At 45.8% G+C, this 26,549-nt stretch carries 21 protein-coding genes; 9 read left to right on the forward strand and 12 right to left on the reverse strand.

All coding sequences use genetic code 11. The features are described 5' to 3' along the window. Positions 1-219: 219 nt before the first annotated feature. Together AB6D93_RS07280 and AB6D93_RS07285 are read right to left on the reverse strand one after the other, a co-directional pair. Positions 220-789 (reverse strand): GNAT family N-acetyltransferase, encoded by a 570-nt coding sequence (locus AB6D93_RS07280; protein ID WP_102332217.1) that lies wholly within the window; start codon positions 787-789, stop codon positions 220-222. Continuing rightward, positions 790-2,025 (reverse strand): MerR family transcriptional regulator, encoded by a 1,236-nt coding sequence (locus AB6D93_RS07285; RefSeq protein ID WP_102332218.1) that lies wholly within the window; start codon positions 2,023-2,025, stop codon positions 790-792. It lies immediately after the preceding gene. 490 nt (positions 2,026-2,515) lie between these two features. Between AB6D93_RS07285 and AB6D93_RS07290 the strand changes: the two genes are divergently transcribed. After that, a complete protein-coding gene (locus AB6D93_RS07290; RefSeq protein WP_102332219.1) occupies positions 2,516-3,679 on the forward strand; it encodes an amino acid permease in 1,164 nt (387 codons plus the stop codon). Between the two features lie 121 nt (positions 3,680-3,800). Here the strand turns inward: AB6D93_RS07290 and AB6D93_RS07295 are convergent, their stop codons facing one another. Next, complete coding sequence (locus tag AB6D93_RS07295) at positions 3,801-5,780, reverse strand: methyl-accepting chemotaxis protein (RefSeq protein WP_102332220.1); 1,980 nt, start codon at positions 5,778-5,780, stop codon at positions 3,801-3,803. Positions 5,781-6,275: 495 nt separating this feature from the next. Here AB6D93_RS07295 and AB6D93_RS07300 point away from each other — a divergent pair, with 495 nt between their 5' ends. Together AB6D93_RS07300 and AB6D93_RS07305 are read left to right on the forward strand one after the other, a co-directional pair. Continuing rightward, positions 6,276-6,449, forward strand: coding sequence for a hypothetical protein (locus tag AB6D93_RS07300; RefSeq protein ID WP_017061661.1), 174 nt, complete (start codon positions 6,276-6,278; stop codon positions 6,447-6,449). 139 nt (positions 6,450-6,588) lie between these two features. Continuing rightward, positions 6,589-7,173: a TetR/AcrR family transcriptional regulator gene (locus AB6D93_RS07305; RefSeq protein ID WP_102332221.1), complete on the forward strand. Its 585-nt coding sequence runs from the start codon at positions 6,589-6,591 to the stop codon at positions 7,171-7,173. Between the two features lie 125 nt (positions 7,174-7,298). Here the strand turns inward: AB6D93_RS07305 and AB6D93_RS07310 are convergent, their stop codons facing one another. Next, entirely contained in the window at positions 7,299-9,164 is a 1,866-nt protein-coding gene (locus tag AB6D93_RS07310) for a fructose-specific PTS transporter subunit EIIC (protein WP_102332222.1), read from the reverse strand. Positions 9,165-9,492: 328 nt separating this feature from the next. Between AB6D93_RS07310 and AB6D93_RS07315 the strand changes: the two genes are divergently transcribed. Beyond that, positions 9,493-9,795 carry a PTS fructose transporter subunit IIB gene (locus AB6D93_RS07315; RefSeq protein WP_017069788.1) on the forward strand — a complete coding sequence of 101 codons (303 nt, stop codon included), beginning with the start codon at positions 9,493-9,495 and terminating at the stop codon, positions 9,793-9,795. A gap of 7 nt (positions 9,796-9,802) precedes the next feature. Beyond that, complete coding sequence (locus AB6D93_RS07320) at positions 9,803-10,576, forward strand: PTS sugar transporter subunit IIA (protein ID WP_102332223.1); 774 nt, start codon at positions 9,803-9,805, stop codon at positions 10,574-10,576. A gap of 196 nt (positions 10,577-10,772) precedes the next feature. Here the strand turns inward: AB6D93_RS07320 and AB6D93_RS07325 are convergent, their stop codons facing one another. Both AB6D93_RS07325 and AB6D93_RS07330 read right to left on the reverse strand, forming a co-directional pair. Beyond that, on the reverse strand, positions 10,773-12,551 hold the full coding sequence (locus AB6D93_RS07325; protein WP_017090435.1) for a sodium:solute symporter family transporter: 1,779 nt from the start codon (positions 12,549-12,551) through the stop codon (positions 10,773-10,775). A gap of 565 nt (positions 12,552-13,116) precedes the next feature. Then, positions 13,117-13,956, reverse strand: coding sequence for a helix-turn-helix transcriptional regulator (locus tag AB6D93_RS07330; protein WP_102332224.1), 840 nt, complete (start codon positions 13,954-13,956; stop codon positions 13,117-13,119). A 378-nt stretch (positions 13,957-14,334) separates the two neighbouring features. On the opposite strand from AB6D93_RS07330, the gene AB6D93_RS07335 reads away from it, so the two are divergent. From AB6D93_RS07335 to AB6D93_RS07350, 4 genes are all read left to right on the forward strand, one after another. Further along, positions 14,335-16,239 (forward strand): fructose-specific PTS transporter subunit EIIC, encoded by a 1,905-nt coding sequence (locus tag AB6D93_RS07335; protein WP_102332225.1) that lies wholly within the window; start codon positions 14,335-14,337, stop codon positions 16,237-16,239. A gap of 89 nt (positions 16,240-16,328) precedes the next feature. Beyond that, entirely contained in the window at positions 16,329-17,546 is a 1,218-nt protein-coding gene (gene manA / locus AB6D93_RS07340) for a mannose-6-phosphate isomerase, class I (RefSeq protein WP_102332342.1), read from the forward strand. Positions 17,547-17,812: 266 nt separating this feature from the next. Then, complete coding sequence (locus AB6D93_RS07345) at positions 17,813-18,253, forward strand: PTS sugar transporter subunit IIA (RefSeq protein WP_102332226.1); 441 nt, start codon at positions 17,813-17,815, stop codon at positions 18,251-18,253. Positions 18,254-18,266: 13 nt separating this feature from the next. Beyond that, entirely contained in the window at positions 18,267-19,679 is a 1,413-nt protein-coding gene (locus tag AB6D93_RS07350) for a fructose-specific PTS transporter subunit EIIC (protein ID WP_102320881.1), read from the forward strand. A 159-nt stretch (positions 19,680-19,838) separates the two neighbouring features. On the opposite strand, the gene AB6D93_RS07355 is transcribed toward AB6D93_RS07350, so the two are convergent. From AB6D93_RS07355 to AB6D93_RS07380, 6 genes are all read right to left on the reverse strand, one after another. Next, a complete protein-coding gene (locus AB6D93_RS07355) occupies positions 19,839-20,975 on the reverse strand; it encodes an ABC transporter ATP-binding protein (protein ID WP_017064948.1) in 1,137 nt (378 codons plus the stop codon). Between the two features lie 56 nt (positions 20,976-21,031). Next, complete coding sequence (locus AB6D93_RS07360) at positions 21,032-21,766, reverse strand: HAD family hydrolase (RefSeq protein ID WP_102332227.1); 735 nt, start codon at positions 21,764-21,766, stop codon at positions 21,032-21,034. After that, entirely contained in the window at positions 21,756-23,225 is a 1,470-nt protein-coding gene (locus AB6D93_RS07365; protein WP_102332228.1) for a CehA/McbA family metallohydrolase, read from the reverse strand. The genes AB6D93_RS07360 and AB6D93_RS07365 overlap by 11 nt, the downstream gene beginning before the upstream one ends. Positions 23,226-23,330: 105 nt before the next feature. After that, a complete protein-coding gene (locus AB6D93_RS07370; protein ID WP_065584077.1) occupies positions 23,331-24,611 on the reverse strand; it encodes an extracellular solute-binding protein in 1,281 nt (426 codons plus the stop codon). 6 nt (positions 24,612-24,617) lie between these two features. After that, positions 24,618-25,565, reverse strand: a complete 948-nt coding sequence (locus AB6D93_RS07375) for a carbohydrate ABC transporter permease (RefSeq protein ID WP_102332229.1) — start codon at positions 25,563-25,565, stop codon at positions 24,618-24,620. A gap of 23 nt (positions 25,566-25,588) precedes the next feature. After that, a complete protein-coding gene (locus tag AB6D93_RS07380) occupies positions 25,589-26,473 on the reverse strand; it encodes a carbohydrate ABC transporter permease (protein ID WP_102332230.1) in 885 nt (294 codons plus the stop codon). Between the last annotated feature and the right edge of the window lie 76 nt (positions 26,474-26,549).

Raw genomic sequence — 26,549 nt, forward strand, 5'->3', positions numbered from 1 at the left:
TTTTCGGTTCTAAAGTTATTCAATCACGGAGCAATTAATGAATGTTCTCCGTTGGTGTAAAAACAATATAGATCAAACAAGAACGATCGTTCAAGTGTTATTTTGAACAGTTGTTCAATTTATACATTGAAGCCAGAAGAATGTCTTCGTTCATAACAAGAAAGCCCAACAGGCAACACCTGATGGGCTTTCTCTTTTTCTCAATTTTTTTGCAAGCGGCTACCAATATTCTGCGTGGGCCAAGCCTTTAACACAGCTCGACTTGCCACTTGTTACTTTAATTTCACCACCAGTCAACGATTGAGCCAACCAACCGTGAGAGAAACTCAATTCAAAGGGCGCAGGGACTTGCTCAACGGTAATTTGCTCAAAGCCCACTTTTGAATAGTAGTTAGGATCACCGTACGTCACTGCAAGCTCAATACCCTGCTCTTTTAGGAGCTGCAAACCGGAGTTAATCAGGCGCTGACCAATACCACGCTTTTGCACCTGAGTGCTCGCCGCGACTGGCGAAAGCAAATATGCCTTGGTTTCATCGTCAAATGAAAGCGACGTAAAGATAATCGAGCCTACAATCGTACTATCCGCATCCGACTCACTAGAATCATCTTCAACAACAAAGCAAAATAGCTCTGTCGGAGCTGTGGTCGTTAAAAGATCGTTGGCAAGCTCACCCAAAGTTTTACCTTCGTTCTCACCTTCTGAATCCGTAAAGGTTTGAGTGAAAACTTGAGTGATCGTTTCGATTTCATTTGAATTATATTGCCTAAATTTCATGGTGTTACTCATTTACTTTAATTTCTTGAGCACAAAGAACTGATAATCAAAATCACGTTGTTCAGAACCTTTCGAAGGCTCTTGACCCAAACCGTTCTTTGATGTGCTGCTATCGAAAAATTGTTTAACTTCATTGTCGCAATCGACGAGCGCTTTTGAGTTCGGCATCGTTGCTTTAAGCGCTTCTATTCGCTTTTGAAAGGGCTGGTAATACGCAAGCCAACCAGCGTCACTCATTGCAAAGTGATCCAAAATTTCATAACCCGCTGCTTTTGCCTGTTTAATACGCTCGGAAACCGTCGTCATGTCCGGGTACTCTTTCTGCCAGAACGCTTTGCTCGATTCGTTAGGTTGTTCGGTATTCCACACCAAATCATTAACGACCAATATGCCGTCATCACTGAGTAAATTTCGCCACTGCTTTAGCGCCTTTTCAACACCCATGATGTAAGCGCTGCCTTCCGACCAAATTAGGTCAAACGACTTAGCTTCAAACGGCAGATCCATCATGCTCGCGCATACGGTTTTGACGTTGCTTTCTAAGCCAAGAACCCGTGCTTGCTGAGTCAGAACATCTAAACTCGGTTGATCATTATCTACCGCCGTTATTTGCACATCCACTTGATATTCTACTAAGGCTTTCGCTAACACAGAGGTGGCAATACCTTTACCACAACCGATCTCAAGCACACGTTTAGGAGAAACCGAAACGTGTACCAACGCCGCTAAAGTATCTTCCGCTGTTCCTGGCCCTAAACGCTGTAAACCCTCAAAGATCACCTCAAAATCCGCCATGTACTGGTCATGATCGTTCATGTCTTTTGAAAGCCATTTCAGTCGCAGTACTTGCTTCTCATCAAAGCCTTGCTTAATGAGCCAATCGAGATGCGCATCAGGCGCCACCTTGTCCATCGATTCATGCCAATCTTGCAAACCACTCTCGCCTAACAAGGCCGATAAAAGATCTCTCGAACGCTGTTTCTGAGCGATCTCTTCGTCCAATTGTTCGAGTCGGTTTTGTAACAAGGAGCGGTCAACCTTGGCATCCAAACACGCCTGACACTCTTTCAACGTCAGTCCACCCGCTTGTAACTGCTGCAACAATTTCACACGCTGCAAGTCGCGTTCGGAATAACTTCGATAACCATTATTGGTGCGTTGAGCTTCTATCAAACCCAACTTTCCATAGTACAAAAGCGTTGAACGGCTCAGGCCAACGAGCTCCGCTAATTCAGATATGCGATACATCCACTTCTCCCTCATTTCAGTAGTAAAGATAAACTATGAAGTTGTAGTCAGGTCAACAGAATTTTCGACACTTTTCTCGTTCTTTACCTATTTACCTTCAAATTGATAAAGCGATCTGAGCGTGTCTTTTACCCATAGAACGGTTAGTCATCGACATTGCCTGAACGGGATTCAGGAAAGGAGAAGTATTAAACTTGATGAATTGAAAACAATTAGCTCATAAACATACTTCTTTTTAACTGAATTTTGCCAATTTCTAAATCATTCAATAATGGACGAACGTTAACTAAACGATAAATAAACTCACCGAGTGAATACTTAAATCAACCACACATATACACCAGAAATTCCTGCTTAAATTTTTTAGAAAAATTCAAAATTTATTAGAAATTAACCCCTAACTTTACTGAGTATTTTGTTAGTCTTGGAAACAATTATTTACAATCCAAACAAAATTTAATTGGATCGCTTGAGGTTGTTTTTCTTGAATATGAAATTATTCGGCAGTTCTTTGATTCTGTCAGGAACTGCATTAGGGGCTGGCATGCTCGCTATTCCCATGGTGTTGGCCCAATTTGGCTTCATGATCAGCTCAGTGCTGATGCTACTTATCTTTATCGGCACCACATACTCTGCACTCCTCCTGGCAGAAGCATGCACTAAAACTAAAGACAACAGTGGCATGAGCAGTGTTGCTTACCTCACTCTGGGCAGCAAAGGTAAACACTTTATCAATGCACTCTTTTACCTGTTGCTAGTATGCATGTTGATCGCTTATATCTTGGGTGTCGGTGACATCATTCATAAGCTACTGCTCGACGTTGGTGTCGATGTATCAGCATCCGTTGCGTATACCATTTTCAGCCTATTGATGGGTGCTATCGTCGTCTCGGGCAAGTCTTATATCGACAAACTGAATCGCGGGCTATTCATCTTGATGGTCGTGATGCTGTTTATCGTTATCGCGTCATTATTTAGCAACATTCGCCTTGATTACCTAACTCAAACCAGCCAATACACGGCCAACGACGTGGTGCAATACAGCGCAGTTATCTTTACTAGCTTTGCCTCTATGGTGGTGATCCCGTCACTGGTTATCTACAACCGTGAAGCAACTCAAAAGCAGATCCGCAATATGATTCTGCTAGGCTCAGTGATTCCATTAATTTGCTACCTAACTTGGTTATTCGCGATTATCGGCAACCTTGGCACAGACGCGATAAGCCAGTTCCACAATATCTCTGAGTTGATCTCTGCGTTCAGCGGCCAATCTGCTTGGTTGAAAGTGGTGATCGCTCTGTTCTCTGCTCTGGCCTTGGTGACTTCTTTCCTCGGCGTGTCGATGGCGCTTTACGACCAAAACAAAGATGCGGTGACCAACAACAAAGCGTTGGCTTATGCGCTAACCTTCATCTTACCTTTGGTATTAGCTGAGCTGTTCGCTAGCCAGTTTGTAAGCATGCTGGACTATGCAGGCATGGTCCTGGTGTTCCTAGCTATCTGGGGCCCACTCGCAATGGTAGTTAAGGTTCGCAGACCTGACTTCCCTCACCTACAAACCGAAGGCAGCTACACAGCAGCCGGTGGCGACACGGCATTAATGGCGACATTTGGTTTTGGTGCGTTGATTTTCGTGTCTTTGTTTATGGGGTAGATCCCCATTGAATGGACTATCTGTTGCCATTTAGAAGACAGCAGATACAAATAGCCCGTTAGTCCTGCTATTAAAAGTAGAGACTAACGGGCATTTTACTTCTTATTGGAGTGCTTGCTAGTTAGCTCTTAAACGTACTCGCAATATCTTTCAATGAAGCTGCTAACTGAGCTTGTTCTTTGGCTGTTGCAGCTATTTGCGTTGCACCTGTCGTAGATTCTGTCGACTTCTGCTCTACTGCCATGACGTTTTGAGCAATATCTTGAGTCACTACCGCTTGCTCTTCGGTAGCGGTTGCGATCTGCTCAGTCATGCTAAAGATCTCGCTCACCGATGCTGAGATACCTTGTAAGGTGTGTTCCACCTCTTTTGAATCCTCAACCGCTTTAGACGACATCTTCTGACTGTTATCAATTACATTAAACGCGGTTTGCACATCAGACTGTAACGAGCTGATGAAACCTTCAATTTCAGCTGTCGACTGCTGAGTACGCTGTGCTAACGTGCGAACTTCATCAGCCACTACCGCAAATCCACGACCTTGCTCACCCGCTCTTGCCGCTTCAATTGCCGCGTTCAATGCTAACAAGTTAGTCTGTTCAGCGACGGACTTAATCACATCAATCACACTGTTGATGTTATTACTGCTCTCGTGTAAGTGCGTGATCTTTTCCGCTAGATCATTAATTTCAGATGCCAGTTTTTCGATAGAGTGGTAAGAGTTTTGAACCGTACTCAAACCTTCTTGAGACTGCTCATCGACCAGTTTAGCGGAACTTGCTGTCTGCTGAGTTTTAGCCGCCACCTCATTTACCGTTGCTGATAACTCTTCTGTCGCCGTCGCAACCAAGCCAATTTGGTCTTGTTGTTGCACTAGCGTGTTCGAATTGTAGTGACAGGTTTGTGAGGTTTCTTCAGCGGCTGAAGCTAAGGTCAGACTCGACTGAGACAGGTTGTCGATAACGTTTGAAAACTTCTCTAGCGTTTCGTTGAGTGCCGAAGAGATCTGTCCAAGCTCGCTGTTGCCAACGAACTTAGCGCGAACTGTTAAGTCGTTGTCATTACGAACCTTAGACAACATCACTGTAAGATCTTTTACTCTCATCGTCAGGTCGCTGATCGCCTTATAGCTCACGAAGGTCGCGAACAAGGTTATCAAAGCAAACAGACCAATACTCATCATCATCGCAGACTGCGCCTCTGACATTTTTTTCTCTGTCAGTGCGATAAGCGACTCTGCTAGGTGGTTTTCTGTTTTCTTTAGCTGAACAATACGAGCGGTAGATTGCGAGAACCAGTACACAGGATCAACATCAAAACCGCTCATCTTAGATTCAGCCAAACCACGAAGCTTTTCTACTTCTGCCACCGAACGATCATTCAATTGCTGTTCAAAGAAACGAACGTTAGCTGGGTTACTCAATACCTCAAAGTTTGAGAAATAGGTATTTTGCTCAGTCACCAAAGAGATGAATTTAACCAACATGCCTGGGCCAAATTCATTTTTAGAGAAGGTATTATTTAGGACAGCACGCTCGATACCCGCTCGCTCTTTACCTTGTAAAAAGTTGTAGTAAGCGATGGTTTCAGTGGTGATGGCAGCATCAGAGCTAAGCTCAGCAATTAACGCCGATACGCTCAGCAGCTTTGCATTCAGTTTGGTGTAATAACCCAAAGCCTCAGACAGCGGAATCGATTGAGAATCGACCCGATTACGAATAGAAGTAATTTGATTTAGGCTTTGGCTTATTTCAGTGTTCAGCCGAGTGATCTGCGGTAAATCGATTTCAGCAGATTGCCAGTATTCGGTTTTCAGATTACGTCTATTATCTGCACTGGCTCTTTGTGCACGTAGTTCACTGACAAACTTAGTGCCCTGTGAGCCGATAAACCCAGCCGTCATTCCACGCTCTTTTTGTAACTCATGCACAAGTTCACTGTACACAACCGACAAACGGGTAAGTTGGTTTAATGAAGACAATTCACTGGTGGTTTCTACGCCTTTTGAAATCGCAGAAACGCTAAGCCATAGAAATCCCAAGATCGGTAAAATAAGCAAAGCGATGATTTTTTGCTTAAAAGACATATCGGTTAATTTCATTATCATTTCCCTAGCAGCTAACAAATCTTTTCAGTCATCTAACTCGCACACCCTTAATAAGATGCGCCTCAATTGTGACTGTATAATTATTCAACTTGATCAATGTGCATCAATTACCGTGCTACACAGATCGCGATGCGATGAAGGTAACATTTAACCTTACAAAATTCATTGATTTACCGATAAAACTGTTAGCTAAGCGACCTAACGATACCCAAAACACATGCGACAACATTTTATTGACGTAAGCGCCTGAAATCTGACACACTTTAACTACCCAAAAGGGGTAGGCCTGCACCAATTATGTGCTCAGAGAAAACAATCTATTCAGAACTAACTATAGATTCAACGCTCACCAGCGATTGATTCACAACTAATCAACTCCCTATTCTGCGCTGATTAACTGTCTATTCCTCGTTAACTAAATATGTATAATGCCGAATTATTAAAGTAGAGATTCGCAATAAATATGCGACAATAACTGAGAGATATTTTATGGATTGTCCCGCTTGCGAAGAACATATCGGTTGGGAATGGGTAGAAGAAGCGGCTATTGAACCCAATGAGGAATTCGATTGTCCAGAGTGCGAAGCAACATTGATGTACACCATCGATGAAGGCACCTACTACGGCGCTCAGCACAAGACCGTAGAAGTTATTGATGATTAAGATTATTTCCTGATGATCTGGATGTTTTATTAACTCTTTGATGTTCTAAGCCTGCGCAAAGCAGCTAAACACACCTTTACTAGAACGGGCGTTCAGCATAAAATATTGAACATATGTTCAGATTAATGAAGTAGATGTTATGGCCAAGACTGCGAAGTTCGATAGACAAGATGTAGTAGATAAAGCAACGAACCTGTATTGGGAAAAGGGCTTTCATGCGACTTCTATGCGTAACCTGCAAGACGTGATTGATATGCGTCCGGGCAGCATCTACGCGACTTTTGGCAGCAAAGAAGGTTTGTTTAAAGAGACGCTTGCTCGCTATACCGAACTTGGCATCCTCAATCTGAACCGCTTCCGCAGCGAAACGGATTCTCCAATCAAAGCGCTCGAAAATTTCGTGAAACGTGCGGTTGTCGAATCAAAACAAAGTTCGCCAAATGGCATGTGTATGCTGGCTAAAACGGTCGCAGAGCTGACTGATGAACACGCAGAATTGTTAGCAGAAGCGAAGAAGTCACTCAAGATAATGGAAGGTGAGTTCGCCAAGCTGATTTCAGAATCACAAGAATTGGGTGAGATCAGCAAAGAGCGCGATCCGACTCAACTTGCTCGTCATGTTCAGGTCCAAATCGCAGGCCTCCGTACCTACGCCAAAACCTGTGACGATATCGATTTACTCAACTCAATGGTTGAAGACGTATTTAAGTACCACCCTTTTTAGCGTCTGACCTGACTGATTGGGCACAATACAAAAAGACTCCACTTTCGCCTTAACAGGTCTGAGCGGAGTCTTTTTAGTTTTGATCTAGTTAACTTTATAGATGATAAACTTTGCGGTTTAAAGAGTTACACCTTTCTCATGATCAACGCCTGAGCATTAAGCATTGCTTCCTTAGTACTGACATCCAAGGTTTTCACATTCGCAAAGCGCTCAACTTCCTTAATCGCCACATCGTGAGCGAAGATCACCAACCTCGCCCTTTCAATATCTTTCTGGGTAATGCGATTACCTATTCCGTTGGCACCTTGTGTTTCGACTTTAATCCGAACCCCAAGATGATGCGCCGCCTTTTCTAAAGACTTCGCCGCTAAGAAAGTGTGGGCAACACCAGATGGACAAGAAGTGATCGCCAATACATCTGCTTGCCCTTCTTCCGTTACCGAACCACCGGTCAACTGATTAGAATTCACTTCACCTTCGACCACGTTCTTCTTCAGAAGAATCACGATCAGGGCTGTCGTTAGAGCCCCCGCTAGTGTGCCAACGATATAGCCAATCTTGCCATCCACCACTGGCAACACTATCCAGCCGCCCCATGGTGCATGATTCACTACATGGAACATAAAGCCAACCACGTTACCTACAATGCCACCAGCCACAACCGCAGGCAGAACGCGAGCAGGGTCAGCGGCTGCAAAAGGAATCGCGCCTTCACTGATGCCAATCATACCCATGATACCCGCAGCTTTTCCGGCTTCTCGTTCGTCTCGTTTGAATTTCTTAGGTGATATGAAAGTCGCCAGAGCCATGCCTAATGGTGGCGTACAAATCGCAATCCCGACGCCACCCATCAACCATGGCTGAGTATTAACCTGAGTTTGGGCAAACAGCGTTGCGACCTTATTGATCGGGCCGCCCATATCAAAAGCCGTCATCGCACCCAAAATGCTACCCAACACCACTTTTCCTGAACCTGCCATGCCAGTCAGCATTTGGTTCATCTCTAGCATCACTTGGGCAATGGGAGAACCAATCACCCACATCACAGCCCCACAGGTAACAAAGGTACCGACTAGTGGATAGATGAAGATTGAGCTCAGCGAGATCATGCTGTCTGGCAGTTTGATCTTCTTGAGTAGATTAACCACAAAGCCCGCGAAGAAGCCGACCACAATCGCGCCGAGGAAACCGGTGTTGTATTGATTGACCGCGACCCAAGAACCGATCATTCCGGGCGCTAAACCCGGTTTGTCAGCCATTGAATACGCGATGTAACCACCGAGCACCGCAGTAAACAAAGTCAAACCCGCGATACCCATCTGTGCGATGTCAGCCAGAACGCCGCTCTCAGGCACTGCACCATGACCCGACATCATTACCGACAAAGACAAAAGCACACCACCCGCGACCACGAATGGAATCATGTGTGAGGTGCCGTATAACAAGTGTTCTTTAAGGCGATTAAGAGATTGTGCCCAAGGGCTGAGTGGCTCGACATACACTTCATGATGGCTAGAGGCGTAACTATCGAACGATTCTAAATTGGCTTCGAGAAATAGCTCTTGAGCTTCCTCGACCGACTCCACCGCCTTTAATTTTGTAACAAAGCCATCTTCGATAAGTCTGGTCGAAATCTGAGCTAGTACCTCGATATGGTGGTCGTCGTGGCTATCGGGAGAAGCGAGCATAAAGAACACATCCGACAGCTCGCCGCCGTCTGCGCCATAATCGATGCCAGAACGGCTGATACCTACCGCCACAGCAGGTTTAGCTACGGCAGTACTTTTCGCGTGTGGAATCGCAATACCATCGTCAAAACCTGTATTACCGATGGCTTCACGCTTCCAGATATCATCAAGGAATTCACGTTTATTGGAGAGCTTACCGGCACGGTCGAGCAGTTCAACAAGCTCTTCAAATACCGCCTGTTTTGAGTCTGCTTGTAAATCTAAGCAGATGATCTCGGGCTCGATAATGTTGGTGATATCCATATGCTGCTCTGCCTCGCCTGATTTCAGACTGAAGTAATTACGTAAGTGATAAGGTTAATAAGATGAAAAGATTAACGGTGTGAAGGCACTCAATATATAGGACGAAAGGTGCATTAACTGGATTATTGTAACTAAGAACTCAGAGTGTGACTTTCACCTTGGAATAAAAAACGCCAATCCATAAAATCCACAGAACCCATAACAATATCGTCCCTCCGCCATGCGAGCTTTCCATACTGGAGTTCCCATGCAAGATAGCTTTTCCAAGGTAACTTCTGAAAGGTAGCTTATGTAACGTAACAGGGACGAGATTAAGCCGAGAATAATAATGAGAATTGTAGCGGTAACTGCGTGCCCTACAGGCATTGCGCACACCTACATGGCAGCTGATGCTCTAAATAAAACAGCCCCTAAGTTCAACGTTTCAATCAAGGTTGAGACGCAAGGCGCTATGGGTATTGAAAACTTACTGACCGCCCAAGATATTACTCTCGCAGACAAAGTATTAATCGTATCTGATATCGATATTGAACAACCAAGCCGGTTCGACCCAGCTAAAACCTTATTCATTCCCATGGAAGAGGTGTTGTTGAGTGTCGATAAAGTCTTTATTAAGCATTGTCGAACTTAAACTTTTCATGAACGAATATCAGATTACCTTCTTCGTTAACGATCCTGCCGCAAACTCACATGTCGCGCAGCCGCTGACTCGCTTAGCGAAGAAGTTCAAAAGCAACATCCGCATTATCAACATCACTCAAAATCGAACCGCTGATCTCTCCAAATCCGTCGCGATGCTGCAAGTAGGTTTACTTCGTGGTGACTTGTGTCAGATAACCGCGGTTGGGATTGATGCGGAGCTGGTCTGTTTCGTTCTCAAAGATGTCATTGCAGAGCATTACGACATGGTTGGGTCACAAGTGAACCATGAATTCTCTAAAGATTTAATCCAGCGAATGCCACAAATATGCCCGCCTTGTGACATCAAATGGCACCACGCTAAGGCGCAAACCCAACTGACCAAATTTGAGTGCTTAAAAGGGCTCGCTCACCTTGTTTACCCAGAGGATCCAGATGAACTGATTCTGGCATTTATTAAGCGAGAAGAACGCTCTTCAACCTGCGTGTCACCGGGTATCGCCTTGCCGCATGTGATGTTTGAATCGACTCAAGATCTCTCAATTGCCGTTATTGTCAGTGACGACCCGATTGACTGGGCATCACGTATTGGCGAAGTGCATGTAGCCATTGCTCTTGTTTTACCAACCAAGCCACAACGAGAGCATATTGTGGCGGCGACCAACCTAACTCGAAACCTCCTTCACGATCAGGTCAATGAACGTCTGCAAAAGACCCGAAGCAGTGTCGATCTGCAAGCTCTGTTGATGTACATATCATCTCGTCTTATCTAATTTTTCTTCTAATTCACCCCATCTAATTCATCCCCATCTAATTCAACTGTTCTGGTCAAGTTCAGCGAATCCATTTATCTCCTGTTATGACACCTATCCAACCCTTCTATGCTCATTTGCTCACACAATAAAAAACGGCTGAGCATTAGAGCTCAGCCGTTTTATGTATAATTACTTGTTTAACTGGTTAGCTAACTTAAGCTGTTTTTTTCGCTTGTTTCGCATCCTCAACCGAGTCGTCTACAGCTTTCACTAACAGTAGACCAACGATAAACACGATACCGCCACACAGTACGAACATCATTCTTCCCCAGAATGGGTTTGGTAGAGCAAACATCGCCATCACAGCTACACCAGACACTGCGATCAATGAACCCAGCATGTGACGTTGTTTGTTATCCAGTTTCTTCTGCGCGGTTGATTCAGAGACCAAAGGCGTCGCAAGGTTAGTGAAGAAGGTATCAACATCTTTCTGACGAGACGCTTCCAGTGGTTTGTAGAACAAAGTCGAAAGAATAAAGAAGCCGCCTGTAAACGTTAAGTGAGCAATCAGGCCTACCGCTACTTTCAAATCAGACCATTCACGACCTGTTAGCGGCTCTAGGTTGAACCAATTTTGTAGCATTTCAGCGGTAATCACGAAGCCTACGATGTAAGACACAATCGCGCCAACCACTAACGTGCCCCAACCTGCCCAGTCCGGAGTCTTCTTAATGAAGAAGCCACAGAATGCTGGAATCGTCATTGGGAAACCGATTAATGCACCGACGTACATCATCGTGTCGAACAAGCTCAAGCCTTTCAGTGAATTGATAAACAGTGCGATAAGGATGATAGCGACACCGAAAACCGAAGACATCAACTTAGACACAACCATCAACTCTTTCTCTGTCGCGTTTGGACGAAGAATCGGTTGGTAGAAGTTGATTACAAAGATACCTGAGTTACGGTTTAAGCCTGAGTCCATAGAAGACATGGTTGCCGCAAACATCGCTGCGATTAGAAGCCCCACCATACCCGCAGGCATGTATTGCTCTACGAAGTAAAGGTAAGCGAAGTCGCCTGCTTTAGAGCCTGCGTCTGGGTAATGTGCTGCAAGGTCAACGCCTTGTCCTGCAACGAACCAAGGTGGCATGAACCAAATGATTGGACCGATGGTCATCAGAATACATGCCAACAGTGCCGCTTTCTTCGCGTTCTTTGAGTCTTTTGCCGCTAGGTAACGGTAAGAGTTCAACATGTTGTTGGTGATACTGAACTGTTTGAAGAAGATGAAGAATGCCCAAATTCCGAAGATGCTTACGTAGTTCAGATTGTTACCAGAAACGAATGATGCGCCTTCTGCTACAGGGAAATCGTTGATGATTTCAGTAACGCCACCACCTTGTACGATAGCCACTGCAGCACACGTTACGGTTACCGCCATGATAATAACCATCTGCATGAAGTCAGACGCGATAACCGCCCAAGAACCGCCCGTTACCGACATCACTAGTACAACAAGACCGGTTAGAACGATGGTGGTTGTCATATCGAAGCCAAATATGCCCGATGCGATAATCGCCAAACCGTTCAGCCATATACCTGCAGAAACAATACTGTTCGGCATGCCAGACCAAGTAAACACTTGCTCGTTGAAGCTACCAAAACGCATACGAATCGCATCAATTGGCGTTACTACACGCAGCTGACGGAATTTCGGAGCGAAGTACAGGTAGTTCATCAGGTAACCAAATGCGTTCGCTAGGAAGATAACCGCGACAGCCATACCATCGGCATACGCTTTACCCGCTGCGCCAGTGAAGGTCCAAGCACTGAACTGAGTCATAAACGCAGTTGCGCCAACCATCCACCAAAGCATGTTACCGCCCCCGCGGAAATAGTCACTGGTTGTACTGGTGAACGTTCTAAACATCCAACCTATTGCGATAAGGAAAAGGAAATAAATTCCTACGATCAGAGTATTGAGTTCCATGTATAAGTCTTCTTTATGATGAATATCTGAAGAGCATATTATCTATTGAATTTTTAATTTGTAGTATTATAAGTCAAGGTTGTGATGGGGCGTATAAACCTGAATATTTGATTTCGAGGCATGAATTACACGTTAGTAAATAAAGAACAATCTAACGAAAAGTAAACATTTAAAATCAACAACTTAAAAACATTTCAATCAGTAATCTGGACAACAATAACAAGATTTTATCGTCTCGATAAGTGGTTTTTAATTTACTTAGCATTCATTAAATGCATCGCATTAATACATCAACTCTCACACGTTTAATTCAATAAATAGGCAACGAAAAATAATAAGCAACTCGCAAAGCGAACCCGTAATGTTATTAATTGGGGTTATTTAGTGAAACGGGATAAATAGAAATCGTGCCTAAAGATAAGGTTGGGAAATAAGGTGTAGAAATAAACGGCAGAGGAGAACACAAAGCAAATTGATCACCACAACACAGAGCTCACTGTGGTGATCTAGTCATACAAATTTCGGTCGTATAAGCTCTGGTCAAAAATGGCAATTTGAAGGGATATTAGATTGAACCACGATATTCAGTCGGGGTTCTTCCGGTGCGATTCTTAAACACTCGACAGAAGTAGTTCACATCCTTAAAGCCACAACGCACTGCCACTTCATTGAGCTTGAAGTTGTACTTTTTGAGCATGAACTTAGCGCGATCGACCCGCACGCGGGTAATGTACTCTGCTAGCGTCATGTGGCCTTGCTGACGGAACATTCGCGACAAGTGATTGGATGAAATGCTAAAGCGTGAGGCAATGCTGTCTCGGGTGATTTGGCGGTGGAAGTTCTCTTGAATGTAGATACAAATCCCCTGATACACATCCTGTACTCGGCTATGAGATTTTTCTACGGGCGCTTCCAGCATGATTTTACTGTATTGCAGTAGAGCTTGCAGCAATAACTCATCCATCGGCTGCTTGTTGCTCTCCCTCGCTAGCGAGCTAAGCGCCTCCAAGATATTATCAATCGCAAACCCTGATCGAGTCTGAATACTGTGCTTTTGGATATCGTAAAAGCTCTCCTCGCCTTTGCGCTTACTCACCAAGCTTAAACCAAGCTGACGACGACCAAACAACATACTCAACACTGAGCAGTAAGTATCCCAATTGGGTTTATTCCAGCAGTTCGGTGGGATGAAAATCGCGTCTCCAGCTTTGGCAATAACGTTAGTTATTTTGCGATCATGACTCTCCATTTCATTAATATACTCTCCGTCTAGCACCAGCTCTAAGCGCGGAAAGTTCACCTGATAACTGCACGCTGAAGGTGTATGAAAATCTCCAGCAAACCAGATGTTATGAAACGGTTCTCGCTCATTTAACACCGACGAGATTAAGTCATGAAATATCATTATTCGAACTCTTATAAGCAGCAATAAGGCTACCGGAATAGATATACCTGTAACTGAAACATAGCGCTATTGAGCAAAATCACAATTTGAGATCTAAGTTACAAAAATCCAGTCGTAGAAATAAATCTCCAGTAACGAAACTGACCTAGCACGTTCCTGACTGGATAAACAAATACGCTACAGCCCTTATAAATAAAAGCCTCAAAACATCTTAAACTCTGTCAACACCGCCCTAAAAACGACCACTCAACCGATCAAAATCACACTCCACTTATAACGCAACAATCATCCAGTAAATGCATTTTTTCTTCACTACAGAAGGCAAGCCGTAGATTCCAGAATACCCCTAACAAAATAAAAACAGAGTAGGGGTTCATTATGATCACGACATTGATCAATCAAGATTTGATTAAGCTTTCGCTTAGCACTAATTCAAAAGAAGACGTATTTAAAGAGCTGATAGACGTGCTTTACGCACAAGGTAGAATCTCAGACAAAGCACAGTTTCTTGCCGACATTAAGGCTCGTGAAGAACAAGGTAATACCGGATTTGAAGAAGGCATCGCCTTACCACATGCGAAAAGTAGCGCGGTGATCAAACCTGCAGTAGTGATCGGTGTCCACAAAGAAGGGATCGAGTACGGCGCAGATGACGGTCTGCCATCAAAACTGTTCTTCATGATTGCGTCTCCAGATGGCGGCGATGATCACCACATCGAAGTACTGGCAGAGCTTTCTTCAAAACTGATTGAAGAAGGCTTTATCGAAAGCTTTATGAATGCTCAATCTGAAGAAGAAGCATTAGAACTACTGCTTACCAAACCTGAGCCATCAGAAACTGAAACCAACGTTGAGAAACAAGGCTTCATCATTGGTGTGACAGGCTGTCCTGCTGGCGTTGCACACACTTATTTGGCAGCTGAAGCGCTAGAGAAAGGCGCAGCGGCTCTTGGCTATGACATCAAGGTCGAAACCAACGGCTCGATAGGCGTTAAAAACAGCCCGACTCAAGAAGAGATCGAACGCGCAGATGCGATTGTGGTCGCTTGTGACAAACAGGTCGACATGGCTCGTTTTGCTGGCAAACGCGTTGTCTGCACTAACGTAAAAGCACCAATCAAAGACGCACAAGGCTTGATTCAGCAAGCGCTCAATGCACCTAGCTACCAAGCTGAACAAGCACCGACCAACCAATCTGTTGCAGAGAAAGCCTCGCAAGCACGTTCAGACCTTTATCGTTACTTGATGAATGGCGTATCACACATGATCCCATTCGTGGTGACTGGCGGCCTATTGATTGCCCTTGCTCTGGCGATTGGCGGCGAGCCAAGTGAATCTGGCATGGCGATTCCTGCTGGCAGCATGTGGAACCAAATTCTAGAAGTCGGTGTGGTTGCCTTCACACTGATGATTCCGATTTTGGCTGGTTATATTGCTTACGCGATTGCTGACCGCCCAGCCCTAACCCCTGGCTTAATTGGCGGTTGGATTGCCAACAACGGCTCTTTCTATGGCGCTGACGCAGGCACTGGCTTCATTGGCGCAATCATCGCGGGTTTATTAGTGGGTTACTTCGTTAAATGGATTACTTCGTTTAACTACCACAAATTCGTTCAACCACTTGTGCCTATCATGATCGCTCCGATCACTGGCTCTCTATTCATCGCGGGTCTGTTCATCTTTGTTATCGGTGCACCTATCGCTGGGCTGATGGATGCGCTTACTGCACTACTAACGAGCATGAGCACAGGCAACGTGGTTCTGCTTGGCATCGTCCTTGGTGGCATGGCCGGTTTCGATATGGGCGGCCCATTCAACAAGGTGGCGTTCCTATTCTCGGTCGGCATGATTGCCAGCGGTCAAACTCAATTCATGGGTGCTATGGCGTGCGCAATCCCTGTGGCTCCACTGGGTATGGCTATCGCAACCAGAATCGGCCGTAAGTTCGACTTATTTGAATCTTCTGAAATTGAAGCAGGCAAAGCAGCAGGCGCGATGGGCTTAGTGGGTATCTCTGAAGGTGCCATTCCTTTCGCGGCTCAAGATCCAATGTCAGTTATCCCTGCCAACGTGCTTGGCTCAATGACTGCTGCGGTAATGGCGTTCTCATTTGGCATCACCAACAGCGTTGCTCACGGTGGTCCAGTGGTCGCTCTACTTGGCGCAATGAACTACCCACTGCTAGCACTCGTGTGCATGGCATCTGGTGCGGGCGTAACTGCGGTTACTTGTATCGCGCTTAAAAATCTACGCAAAGCCAAGCTGACAGCAGCAGCGGCTTAAGCCATTTCAATTCCAATGGTTTGAGCCCCTCTACTGTCCTTTTAGGAACGAATAGAGCTCAAGCCATGTTTCCCTTCATGGTGATTTCGATGTCTGATTTTTCTTTAGCGAACGACTCGTTCGTACAACGCTTTTTCTACCCTATGACCAACGTAATTCAAAACTACGCATGGGGTAGCCCTTCTTCGTTTAGCCAACTGTTTGGTATTGATAACCAATCAGGTGAGCCACAAGCGGAGATCTGGATGGGCGCTCACCCTAATGGTTGTTCGATAGTCACTGACAATGGTCATCAAACCACGTTGTCGAACTTGATTTCTAAGAACCTAAACCTGTTTCTGAGCGAGAAAGTCGCGAGCCGTTTTGGTGAACTTCCGTATCTGTTTAAGGTGTTAGCGGCGGAGAAAGCGCTCTCTGTTCAAGTTCACCCGAACAAGCAGCAAGCCGAATCTGGCTATGCTCTAGAAGAGCAGCAAGGCATTCCGATGACAGCGGGCAACCGTAACTACAAGGATCCCAACCACAAGCCAGAACTGGTGTATGCCCTAACCGACTACACCGCGATGAATGGTTTTAGGTCGATCAGCGAGATCCTAGAGCACTTCCATTATCTCGACATTCCAGAGCTTCATTCGATGGTCAACGATCTCGCGGGCGATCAAACGCCTAATGGGTTAGCCAGCTTCTTCGCGAGCTTATTGTCTTTACAAGGAGAACAAAAAGGCATGGCGCTGACCATGTTGTTGATGAAGGCGAAACTTTCAGATGCCCCTGTGTTCCAGTTGATTTCAGAGTTGGAACAACAGTATCCGGGGGATGTCGGCCTGTTTGCTCCGCTGCTATTGAACGTTATCACGCTAAAGCCGGGGCAAGCCATGTATCTGGATGCCGAGACGCCCCACGCTTACATTAAAGGTACGGGCTTAGAAGTGATGGCGAATTCAGACAATGTACTCCGCGCAGGGTTGACGCCTAAGTACATGGATATCAATGAATTAGTCTCTTGTACTCAATTCAATGAAAAGCCTGCAGATAGGCTACTGCTCAGCCCTATTGAGCAAGGTGATGTGATGGAATACCAAATTCCAGTCGAGGATTTTAAGTTCTCTATCGTACAAAATTCGCAGCAACGACAGATCACAACCGAAGGCGCCGAGATCCTATTACCACTCGATGAACCCATGGTGCTAACTCATCAATGTGGTGAAACCTGCGTAATAGAGAAAGGCCAATCGGTGTTCATTCCAGCTTACGCAGAGAGCTACAAACTGGATTGCGTTGGACGCGTGGCGCGTGCTTACAGCTAGCTCTATCAAGTAAATCTAGCTCTCCCGAGTAGATACAAACACTGATAATGCCCTGCTTTGCGGGGCATTTTTCTTCCTACAGAAAGTTATTTCAACACCGAAGTACACCATTAAATATGACTCATCTCACACTGGATGAATGATGCAAATCACACTTAATTTTGCTTGGTACAAATGTACAGTGAAGGGCTTTTATTTGCTATTTCGCGAATCGGGTTAATCCATTAATTTTAATTCAAGAACTTCAATAGTGAATGAGTTAATAAATGATCACACAGCTAACTAACGTCAACTTAATTAATAACAACCTTCAAGCGAATAATAAAAAAGAACTGTTTGAAGAATTGGCAAGCATGTTATTTGAGAACAACCGAATCAGTAATAAAGAAGCCTTCTTGGCAGACATCGAAATTCGTGAATCTCAAAGCATTACCTCGATGGACGGCATCGCTTACCCACACTCAAAAAGCAAGGCGGTCACTGAGCCGGCAATCGCTGTCGGTGTAAAGTGCGAAGGCATCGAATATGGCGATGAAGACGGCATTAATCCAACCGTATTTTTTATGATTGCTTCACCAGACAACGGTGCTGACCATCATATTTATGTATTACAAGAACTATTTGGAAAATTCAGCGATGAATTTATTCAATATATCCATAACGCAAAAGACGAACAACAGATCCTTAATATTTTAATTAATTCATAAGGCATAGAAAATCATGAGCACCCTAACAACTCAAGCTACGAATACTAATAATAAAAACAGTAGTAGCGACTTTAAAAAACTCCTTAGTACCATGAAAGGCCACCTGCTTTTCGGAACCTCACACATGCTGCCTTTCATCGTAGCCGGTGGTGTTCTGTTGGCGTTAGCGGTAATGGCATCAGGCAAAGGTGCCGTACCAGCAGACGGCTTGCTGGCAGACATCTCTAATATCGGTATCAAAGGCCTTGTTCTTTTCCCAATCATTCTTGGCGGCTTTATTGGTTACTCCATTGCAGATAAACCAGCACTAGCACCTGCAATGATCTCTTCTGGCATCATGGCTGACATGGGCGGCGGTTTCCTTGGCTGTATCGTGGCAGGCTTTATCGCCGGTGGCGTGGTGTTCCAACTTAAGAAGATCCCACTTTCTGCAAACATGACGGCACTAGGTGCGTACTTCATCTACCCGCTTCTAGGTACGTTAATCTCTGCAGGTATCGTACTGTGGGGCATCGGTGAGCCAATTAAACTGTTCATGTCTTCAATGAACGAGTTCCTAGCTTCAATGGCTGGTGCATCTAAGATGGTTCTGGGCACAATCCTTGGCGGTATGACGGCGTTTGATATGGGCGGCCCTATCAACAAAGTCGCGACCCTATTTGCCCAAACTCAAGTAGACACACAACCTTGGCTAATGGGCGGCGTTGGCATCGCGATTTGTACTCCACCTCTAGGTATGGCTCTGGCGACTTTCCTATTCAAAAACAAGTTCTCTAAACAAGAGCAAGAAGCAGGTAAAGCGGCAGCAATCATGGGCTCTATCGGTATCTCTGAAGGTGCTATCCCATTCGCAGCGAATGACCCAATGCGCGTTCTTCCTTCAATCGTTGCCGGTGGTATCGTGGGCTGTGTATTCGGCTTCATGACAGACGTTCTACTGCACGCACCGTGGGGCGGCCTAATCACTGCGCCAGTATCAAGCAACATTCCAATGTACGTCGTCGGTATTGCGCTTGGCTCGCTAACCACAGCCGTTATCGTAGGCTTCTGGAAACCGGTAGCGGTAGAAACAGAAGAAGACATGGTTGAAGCGCCAGTACAAGCTCAAGCCGCTCCTGCAGCAGGCGAAGGCGAGTACGACATCGTAGCTGTAACATGTTGCCCTTCTGGTGTTGCACACACCTTCATGGCGGCGAAAGCACTAGAAAAAGCAGGTGCGGCAGCGGGTCTGAAAATCAAAGTAGAAACTCAAGGTCAAAACGGTATTCAGAACCGCATCACCGACCTAGATGTGGCGAACGCGAAGCTGGTTATCTTGGCTCACGATATTCAAGTGAAAGACGCTCACCGCTTTGCTAACGCGAACGTGATTGAGTGTTCAACCAAGGAAGCAATGAAGAAAGCCGCGACTATGGTGGCTATCTAAAACCTAAGATTATTTAAAACCAAAGGTTATCTAAATAATCAATAAATTAGTGAATGTTCACTATTGATAAAGTAACTACCCCTAGTAACTAAAATCCCCATTCGTCTAGTCAACGAATGGGGATTTCTTTTTACAAAACAACTCGTAGGATCAACAGAATCAGCTCTTAGGATCGAGCGTCTCTTCGGTTTCTAAATCGAACAGGTGACATTGGCTGGTGTTGAAATGCAGCACCGTTTCTTCACCACTGTTTGCCGTGCGATCCGCATCAAAAGGCACGCGAGCCACCAGCTTATCTGCACCGAGTTTAAAGTAGAGATACAGCTCATTACCCATCGACTCAACCACATCAAGCCTGTGCGTTTGAGTATTCACTTCCGCCAGCGGCGCATCGTGATTAGCCAGTTGAATGTGCTCTGGACGAACACCAAACCATACCCACTCACCCATCTTTTCACGAGCGATAATCTGCTTGTCTTGTGGCAGTGTCCAACGAGTCCCACTTTCAGAGACCACGTTCATCACGCCATCAATCTCATCCAATCTCACCTTGAGAAGATTCATCGCTGGCGAACCAATAAAGCCTGCGACAAACTTGTTTGCTGGGTACTGATAAAGGTTCATTGGCGTATCGACTTGCATAATCTCACCTTGATTCAACACACAGATGCGATCGCCAAGGGTCATGGCTTCCACCTGATCGTGTGTCACATAGATCATGGTGGCGTTCTGCCCTTCTTGCTTCAGGTTATTGTGCAGCTGTGCAATGCTGACACGAGTCGAAACACGCAGCTTTGCATCCAAGTTAGACAAGGGCTCGTCAAACAAAAACACATCTGGCTTACGCACCATCGCACGGCCAAGCGCCACACGCTGCCTTTGACCACCCGACATTTCACCCGGCTTATTATTTAGCAGATGTTCAATATCCAGAGTCTTGGCTGCATCTTCAATTCGCTCATTGATTTCATGCTTTGGCAGCTTCTGTTGCTTCAGGCCAAAAGCCATGTTTTCGTACACCGACATGTGCGGATAAAGCGCGTAGTTCTGAAACACCATCGAGATACCACGATCTTTAGGTGGCAATTCGTTTACACGCTTATCGCCAATGTAGACATCACCTTCTGAGATATCTTCAAGGCCTGCGATCATGCGAAGTGTCGTGGATTTTGCGCAGCCAGACGGCCCAACAAACACCATGAACTCACCTTCGCGAATATTCAGATCGACACCGTGCACAGCCTTAAAACCATTTGGGTAGGTTTTTTCTACCCCTCTCAGTGTGACTTCAGCCATAACCTGTCCTTAAATCAATTCGTTAAATACTATCTTTGCAATCTGTCGTGGACGTTTTAGCCACGTTCTTGCAGTTGATTGAGCTCAAAATGGGCAACCGATGCGATAACCAGATCCGCTACTGGTTCTAATTCGCTGTGTTGAGCCGTACCCGTCAGCACACCAACATTGCTTGCGCCTGCATTGCGGCCAAATTCCATATCTGAAACCGTGTCACCAAACATGATCACTTCATGTGGCTCAATACCGCATTGCTCACAGAAGGCATTGAGTAGTGCCGGCGCTGGTTTAGGTTCGATATCGCCATCAGAATAACCAACATAATCGAACATCTCGCTCAAACCCGATTGCTCCAGTGTGTAGATGGTCGAGTCTTTGGTGTCTGCGGTCGCGATACCTAAAATCATGCCTTGCTGCTTAAACAGGTCAAGCTTTTCAGCCACACCCGGCAGGGCTTCAATCCAGCTTGGGTTCTCTTCCACTTCATCATTGAAAGCGGCTTTGGTCACCTTAGTGAATTCAGTGAGCGAGACATTCGGTTGCAGCATGTTGAACCACGCTGTTGCGGTATCTTCCACTGGATTTGAGGCTAATAGTCCATAGTTATCAACCACATCACCTTCAACACCGATGGCCAAGAGTAACTCAACAGGTGTGACAGTTTGATTACCTTGGTGTTGGTCACTGTAAGATTTCACACGCTCACAAGCACCACGAGAAACGTTAAGCCACATCTTGTGGAACTCTAACAATGTGCCGTCTTTATCAAATAACATCGCCTTAAACTTCATCACGGCTCATTCGCTCCATTAGTTCTCCCCAAGTACGCACTAGGGGTTGGTTAAATTCTGGTTGTTTGCCGTCGAATACGGCGTTGATGCAGCCTTCAAACTCACGTTCGTCAGATACGGGTTGAGGGCTGTTGATTAATGCAGAAGAAAGTTCTCCACGACGGATATCCACTCGACACCAACGGTAGCCTTCATCAATATGGATACTTTGTAGCTCATCACTCAAAACGATTCGGTCAATAATCTCGCCATCGACCACGCACTCAGCGTAGTAAGGGTTTTCTGAATCAGTAACTGCAATACGGTAACTAAGTGCCTGTCCTTGAGAGTCATTACCCGGTAGCAAGTCGCCTAAGTTGATGTCAAACTTCAGGCCACAGCGGCGCTCTAGGTAAACTTGCCCATTACGCAAACCAGACAAGATGCCTTCGCCGCTCAAACCATGGCTGTAAACGAAAGTTGATGGGTCACCGTAGATAGAAGGTTCATCCGATTTTGGATTGCGTTCATGGGGTTCAAGGTGTGAATCACTGCCGCCAATCGCCGTAATGCGTTGGCCACAATTCCACATGTCATTGAGAACCAATAACGCCTCTTCGGTCGCTTTTGGCGAGGTCGACCACGTTGGGTCGCAGGACACTTCAAACGTAGACACTTGGCTGAGATCCACTTGATCGTAATGCCAATGCCACGGCTTCATCATCGGGTGATTAATGCCAAGGGAACTGTGTCCACTTTTAGCTAAACTCAATCCCGCTTCCATGGTCGCTTGGCTGCTGTGTTCAACGTCTCTCAGGTCTAAAGACTTAACTGGGCCATGTACATTAAAGTGTCCGAGATCGGTTGTGACTTCTAACGCGGGTAAGAACAAACACTGTGTTGAAACGGGCAGCTTAGGCTGGCAAATGTTGTGCTCAGTGAAGAAGAAAAAATCGAGCCCTTGAGATTCAACAATATCTTTAGCCGCAGCCAAGGTATTGTGACCATCAGAAAGCTGAGTGTGAGCGTGTAAGTCGCCACGATACCAGCGAGAATCAGAACTCAGCATGTGGCTGTAATCGAACTCGATATCATGTTCACTTGTCACCGTTGGGTTCAGTTCTAGCTCAATATCGTTATTCACTAACTCATCAGAGCAAAGAACATCCACTTGATACTGCATCGCGCGCTCAGTGCGAAACTCACCTTCAAGGTTATAAAGTTCTAAGAACCACTCGCCCGGCGGGGTCACACCATCAATCGCGCCTAAGCCAGAGTTTTCCGGTTGGATAGTGAGTGACTTGTGCGCCTTTTCAAACAACACCTTGCCACGAAATGCTTGGTTGGCATCGTATGCCGCAGCGTATAAGAATCCTTTTTTCACCGTCGTACCAGTAATGGTTACGCAGTGAGAACCTGCTGGTACATCAAAGGGGATACGTACTCTGCCAAACGGCAGTTCACCTTGAAATTGGGTCATTGTCTTCACCAAATTCGTCCTAATTGAAGGACTGGGTCAAAAAGAGGCCCACCCGAGTAGATGGGCCTTTATGCATGCAAAGATAGTGTTAATCCACTTTGCAGATTAAGAACGATTCGCTCGGTCTAGTGCACGTTGCGCTTTCTTAGCCGCTTGTTTTAGCGCTTTGTCAGCAGGCACGTTTTGGATTTGAATCTGGTCTGCAGCCACCTTCAGCGCATCCATAATCTTACCGTTGGTAGGGTCAAGGAAATCTTTGGTCGCCGTGTTTGCTTGCTTCAACGGAATCAGAGCTTGTGGGTTGTCTTTGGTGAACGCTTGGTATTCTGGAACTTCAGAAACACTGTTGCGCACAGGGATGTAGCCCGTAAACATCGACCATGCTGCCGTGTTTTTCGCGTTGGTGTAGAACTCAACAAACTCAAATGCACCTTTCGCTGCTGCGTCATCTGTGCCTTTTGGCATTACGTAAACCAGCGCACCCGCTTGTGGCGCAGAAGGGTTTGAACCCCAACCCGGCTGTGTAGTTGCTGAAAGCTTAGTGAAGTCCAAGTCACCTTGGTCACCTGATGAACCGGTATAGCCCAATGCGTTGTCTTTCATCACGTCATCAATGGTTTTGTACCAGTATTCCCAGCCTTGACCGCCGTAGTGAATACGCATGATTTGATCGTCGTGGATCCACTTACGGAAACTGTCCCACACCTCAACCCATTCAGCTGAATCGATTAGCACTGTTTTGCCATCATCACTGATGATCTTCGCACCGTTAGAGAAAGCCGCGTCAATCATGTTGTCTTGGCCCCACATCGGCTCCCAGCCGTAAAAGGTCACGTTGCCTTTGTCATCACGTTGAGTAACTTTCTCCGCGACTTTAGCCACGCCTTGCCATGTGTTTAGGTCTTGCTCGGTAAAGCCGTTATCTGCCAATACCTGCTTGTTGTAGTAAAACACTTGAGTCGTACCGTAAGCAGGTAAGCCGATGATGGTGCCGTCGTCTGCCGTCACTTGGTCTTTAAACGCGCCAATGAAATCAGAGAAGTTGAACTCTTCATCCATGAACGGCGTTAGGTCACGGCTCAGACCACGCCCGTGCATCGCTTCCGCACGACCTGAATCTAATAGCACAAGTTCAGGTGCCGTTTTCGACGCTAAACCAGCTTGCAGCTTCTGGTAGGTTTCCGTGTAGTTACCTTGCAATGCAGGCTTCACCACATACTCATCTTGGCTCGCGTTGAACTCTTCGATGAGCTTAGTCATCATTTGCTGTGGCTTAGTACCACCGGAATACCAAAAGTTAACTTCGGTTGCCGCAAGAACACTGCTAGAGAACATCGACGCGCTTGCTGCGCCAGCACACACTAGTGCGAGAGTTTTTAGTTTCATTTCCGTTTACTCTTTTACGCCGTTATCGGCGATACCTGAAAGAATCGTCTTTTGACAAATGACGAATAGAATTAACAAAGGCAATACTGCAATGGTGCTCGCCGCCATAATTTGCGACCAGTTCAACCCATAGTTACCTTCGGCAATAAAGTAGTGACGAATACCAGTAGCGATCAGATTTAAATCCTGAGTCGTAATCACCAGGCTTGGCCACATGTAGCTGTTGTAATTGGTAATAAAAGTGATGAGGAACAGTGTTGCGACTGCTGCTCGGCATTGCGGTAAGATGATTGCCCATAAGATCTTGAGCTCACCTGCACCATCAATTCGTGCCGCTTCAATCAGCGACGGATGCACCTTGATAAACACTTGGCGTAGATAAAACACACCGAAAACCGACGCCGCGTTCGACGCAACTAAGCCCATGTGTGAATCCAACAAACCCAGTTTTGCCAAAGTGATGTAAGACGGAATGTAAGTCACTGCACCCGGCAGCATGTAACAGCCCATCACGATGAAATAGAGCACGGTCTTCGAGCGAAACTTCAGCTGAGTCAGCGCGTATGCAAACATCGCGGAATTCACAATCACCAACAGAGTCGTGAACAAAGCCACGCTAAAGCTGTTGAAGATGTACAAGCCAAACGGCGCGCTGTGGAAGGTTTCGACAAAGGTCTCCCAGCGAAACTGCTCTGGAATCAAATCCAGAGGGTTAGCAAAGATCTCATCATTGGTTTTCAGCGAACCAGACAGCATCCATAAGAACGGGAACACCATGATGGTTCCGCAGGTTGCCAAAAACAGGTGCTTCGCAAGTGCGATAAACGAACGGCGATCCACTGAGGTTTTCTTTGACGCAACCTCTGACTTCGCCACTTTGGCTTGAGCTCTAACTTTGGTTTTCGCTGCACTCTGATTCAATACTTGATTGGCATCCAATACTTGCGTGGTCATAATTCTGTCCTTTCAAAAATCGACTAGTAGTACACCCAGCGCTTGCCGATGTAGGTATTAATAAGTGCCAACAATCCAGTAATCAGGAATATCACTAACGATGTCGCGGCCGCGGGCCCCATTTCGTAACGTTCGAACGCTTGTTGGTAGAACAAGTACAACAAGGTACGTGTCTCACCACCCGGCCCGCCCTGCGTTAAGATCTGGAACTGATCGAACGCTTGCATTGCCGTGATAATGTTGACCACTACCAAGAAGAATGTGGTTGGTGAAATCAGTGGCAGCGTTATCTTCAAAAAGCGCGTTAAGCTGCTGCAACCATCAATCAAAGAAGCCTCATACAGTGATTCTGGGATCTTGTTAAGTGCACTAATGTAGAACAGCATCGTCCAACCAATCGCCTGCCAAACTGTCACGATAATCACCGCAACCAAGGCTGTGTTTCCGTTCTCTAACCATGGAATCGCACTAAACCCTGCAGACTCCAATAAGTGGTTTGCCAAACCCGATTTGGTCTCGAATACCCAAGACCACACAATCGACACTGCCACCGTTGGCGTGATCCAAGGGGAGAAGATCACCGCGCGATAAAACTGGCTACCCTTGAAGTTTTTGTGCAGCAGCATGGCAAACACAAGGCCAAGAAGGATGGTGGGAATCACCACACCAACCGAAAACCAAAACGTATTGAGCATCGCTTGGATGAACTCGTAATCCTCAACCATGTACTCGTAATTTTCTAAACCGATGAACGAATAATCTGGCGAGATGTAATCCCAGTCGGTGAAGCTGATGTAAATCGAATAACCAAATGGTACGAGCCAAAAAGTAAACAGTGGCACCAACAACGGTGCAGTAAATAGCAGTACCTTTAAGCGGTTTTTCATTGGTTCTGAGAAAGCACTCATGGTGACCTCGTCCTTATTTGTATGCGGTTAAATTAAGGGGTTTGTGTGACAGGTTAGTAAGAGCGCCCTTCATTTT

This window comes from Vibrio sp. 10N.247.310.23 (assembly GCF_041467155.1).
Lineage (GTDB): Bacteria > Pseudomonadota > Gammaproteobacteria > Enterobacterales > Vibrionaceae > Vibrio > Vibrio crassostreae_C.

Coding starts and splice junctions, on each gene's coding strand:
- AB6D93_RS07280 (WP_102332217.1), bottom strand. CDS start 789: ATGAGTAACACCATGAAATTTAGGCAATATAATTCAAATGAAATCGAA.
- AB6D93_RS07285 (WP_102332218.1), bottom strand. CDS start 2,025: ATGTATCGCATATCTGAATTAGCGGAGCTCGTTGGCCTGAGCCGTTCA.
- AB6D93_RS07290 (WP_102332219.1), top strand. CDS start 2,516: ATGAAATTATTCGGCAGTTCTTTGATTCTGTCAGGAACTGCATTAGGG.
- AB6D93_RS07295 (WP_102332220.1), bottom strand. CDS start 5,780: ATGAAATTAACCGATATGTCTTTTAAGCAAAAAATCATCGCTTTGCTT.
- AB6D93_RS07300 (WP_017061661.1), top strand. CDS start 6,276: ATGGATTGTCCCGCTTGCGAAGAACATATCGGTTGGGAATGGGTAGAA.
- AB6D93_RS07305 (WP_102332221.1), top strand. CDS start 6,589: ATGGCCAAGACTGCGAAGTTCGATAGACAAGATGTAGTAGATAAAGCA.
- AB6D93_RS07310 (WP_102332222.1), bottom strand. CDS start 9,164: ATGGATATCACCAACATTATCGAGCCCGAGATCATCTGCTTAGATTTA.
- AB6D93_RS07315 (WP_017069788.1), top strand. CDS start 9,493: ATGAGAATTGTAGCGGTAACTGCGTGCCCTACAGGCATTGCGCACACC.
- AB6D93_RS07320 (WP_102332223.1), top strand. CDS start 9,803: ATGAACGAATATCAGATTACCTTCTTCGTTAACGATCCTGCCGCAAAC.
- AB6D93_RS07325 (WP_017090435.1), bottom strand. CDS start 12,551: ATGGAACTCAATACTCTGATCGTAGGAATTTATTTCCTTTTCCTTATC.
- AB6D93_RS07330 (WP_102332224.1), bottom strand. CDS start 13,956: ATGATATTTCATGACTTAATCTCGTCGGTGTTAAATGAGCGAGAACCG.
- AB6D93_RS07335 (WP_102332225.1), top strand. CDS start 14,335: ATGATCACGACATTGATCAATCAAGATTTGATTAAGCTTTCGCTTAGC.
- manA (WP_102332342.1), top strand. CDS start 16,329: ATGTCTGATTTTTCTTTAGCGAACGACTCGTTCGTACAACGCTTTTTC.
- AB6D93_RS07345 (WP_102332226.1), top strand. CDS start 17,813: ATGATCACACAGCTAACTAACGTCAACTTAATTAATAACAACCTTCAA.
- AB6D93_RS07350 (WP_102320881.1), top strand. CDS start 18,267: ATGAGCACCCTAACAACTCAAGCTACGAATACTAATAATAAAAACAGT.
- AB6D93_RS07355 (WP_017064948.1), bottom strand. CDS start 20,975: ATGGCTGAAGTCACACTGAGAGGGGTAGAAAAAACCTACCCAAATGGT.
- AB6D93_RS07360 (WP_102332227.1), bottom strand. CDS start 21,766: ATGAAGTTTAAGGCGATGTTATTTGATAAAGACGGCACATTGTTAGAG.
- AB6D93_RS07365 (WP_102332228.1), bottom strand. CDS start 23,225: ATGACCCAATTTCAAGGTGAACTGCCGTTTGGCAGAGTACGTATCCCC.
- AB6D93_RS07370 (WP_065584077.1), bottom strand. CDS start 24,611: ATGAAACTAAAAACTCTCGCACTAGTGTGTGCTGGCGCAGCAAGCGCG.
- AB6D93_RS07375 (WP_102332229.1), bottom strand. CDS start 25,565: ATGACCACGCAAGTATTGGATGCCAATCAAGTATTGAATCAGAGTGCA.
- AB6D93_RS07380 (WP_102332230.1), bottom strand. CDS start 26,473: ATGAGTGCTTTCTCAGAACCAATGAAAAACCGCTTAAAGGTACTGCTA.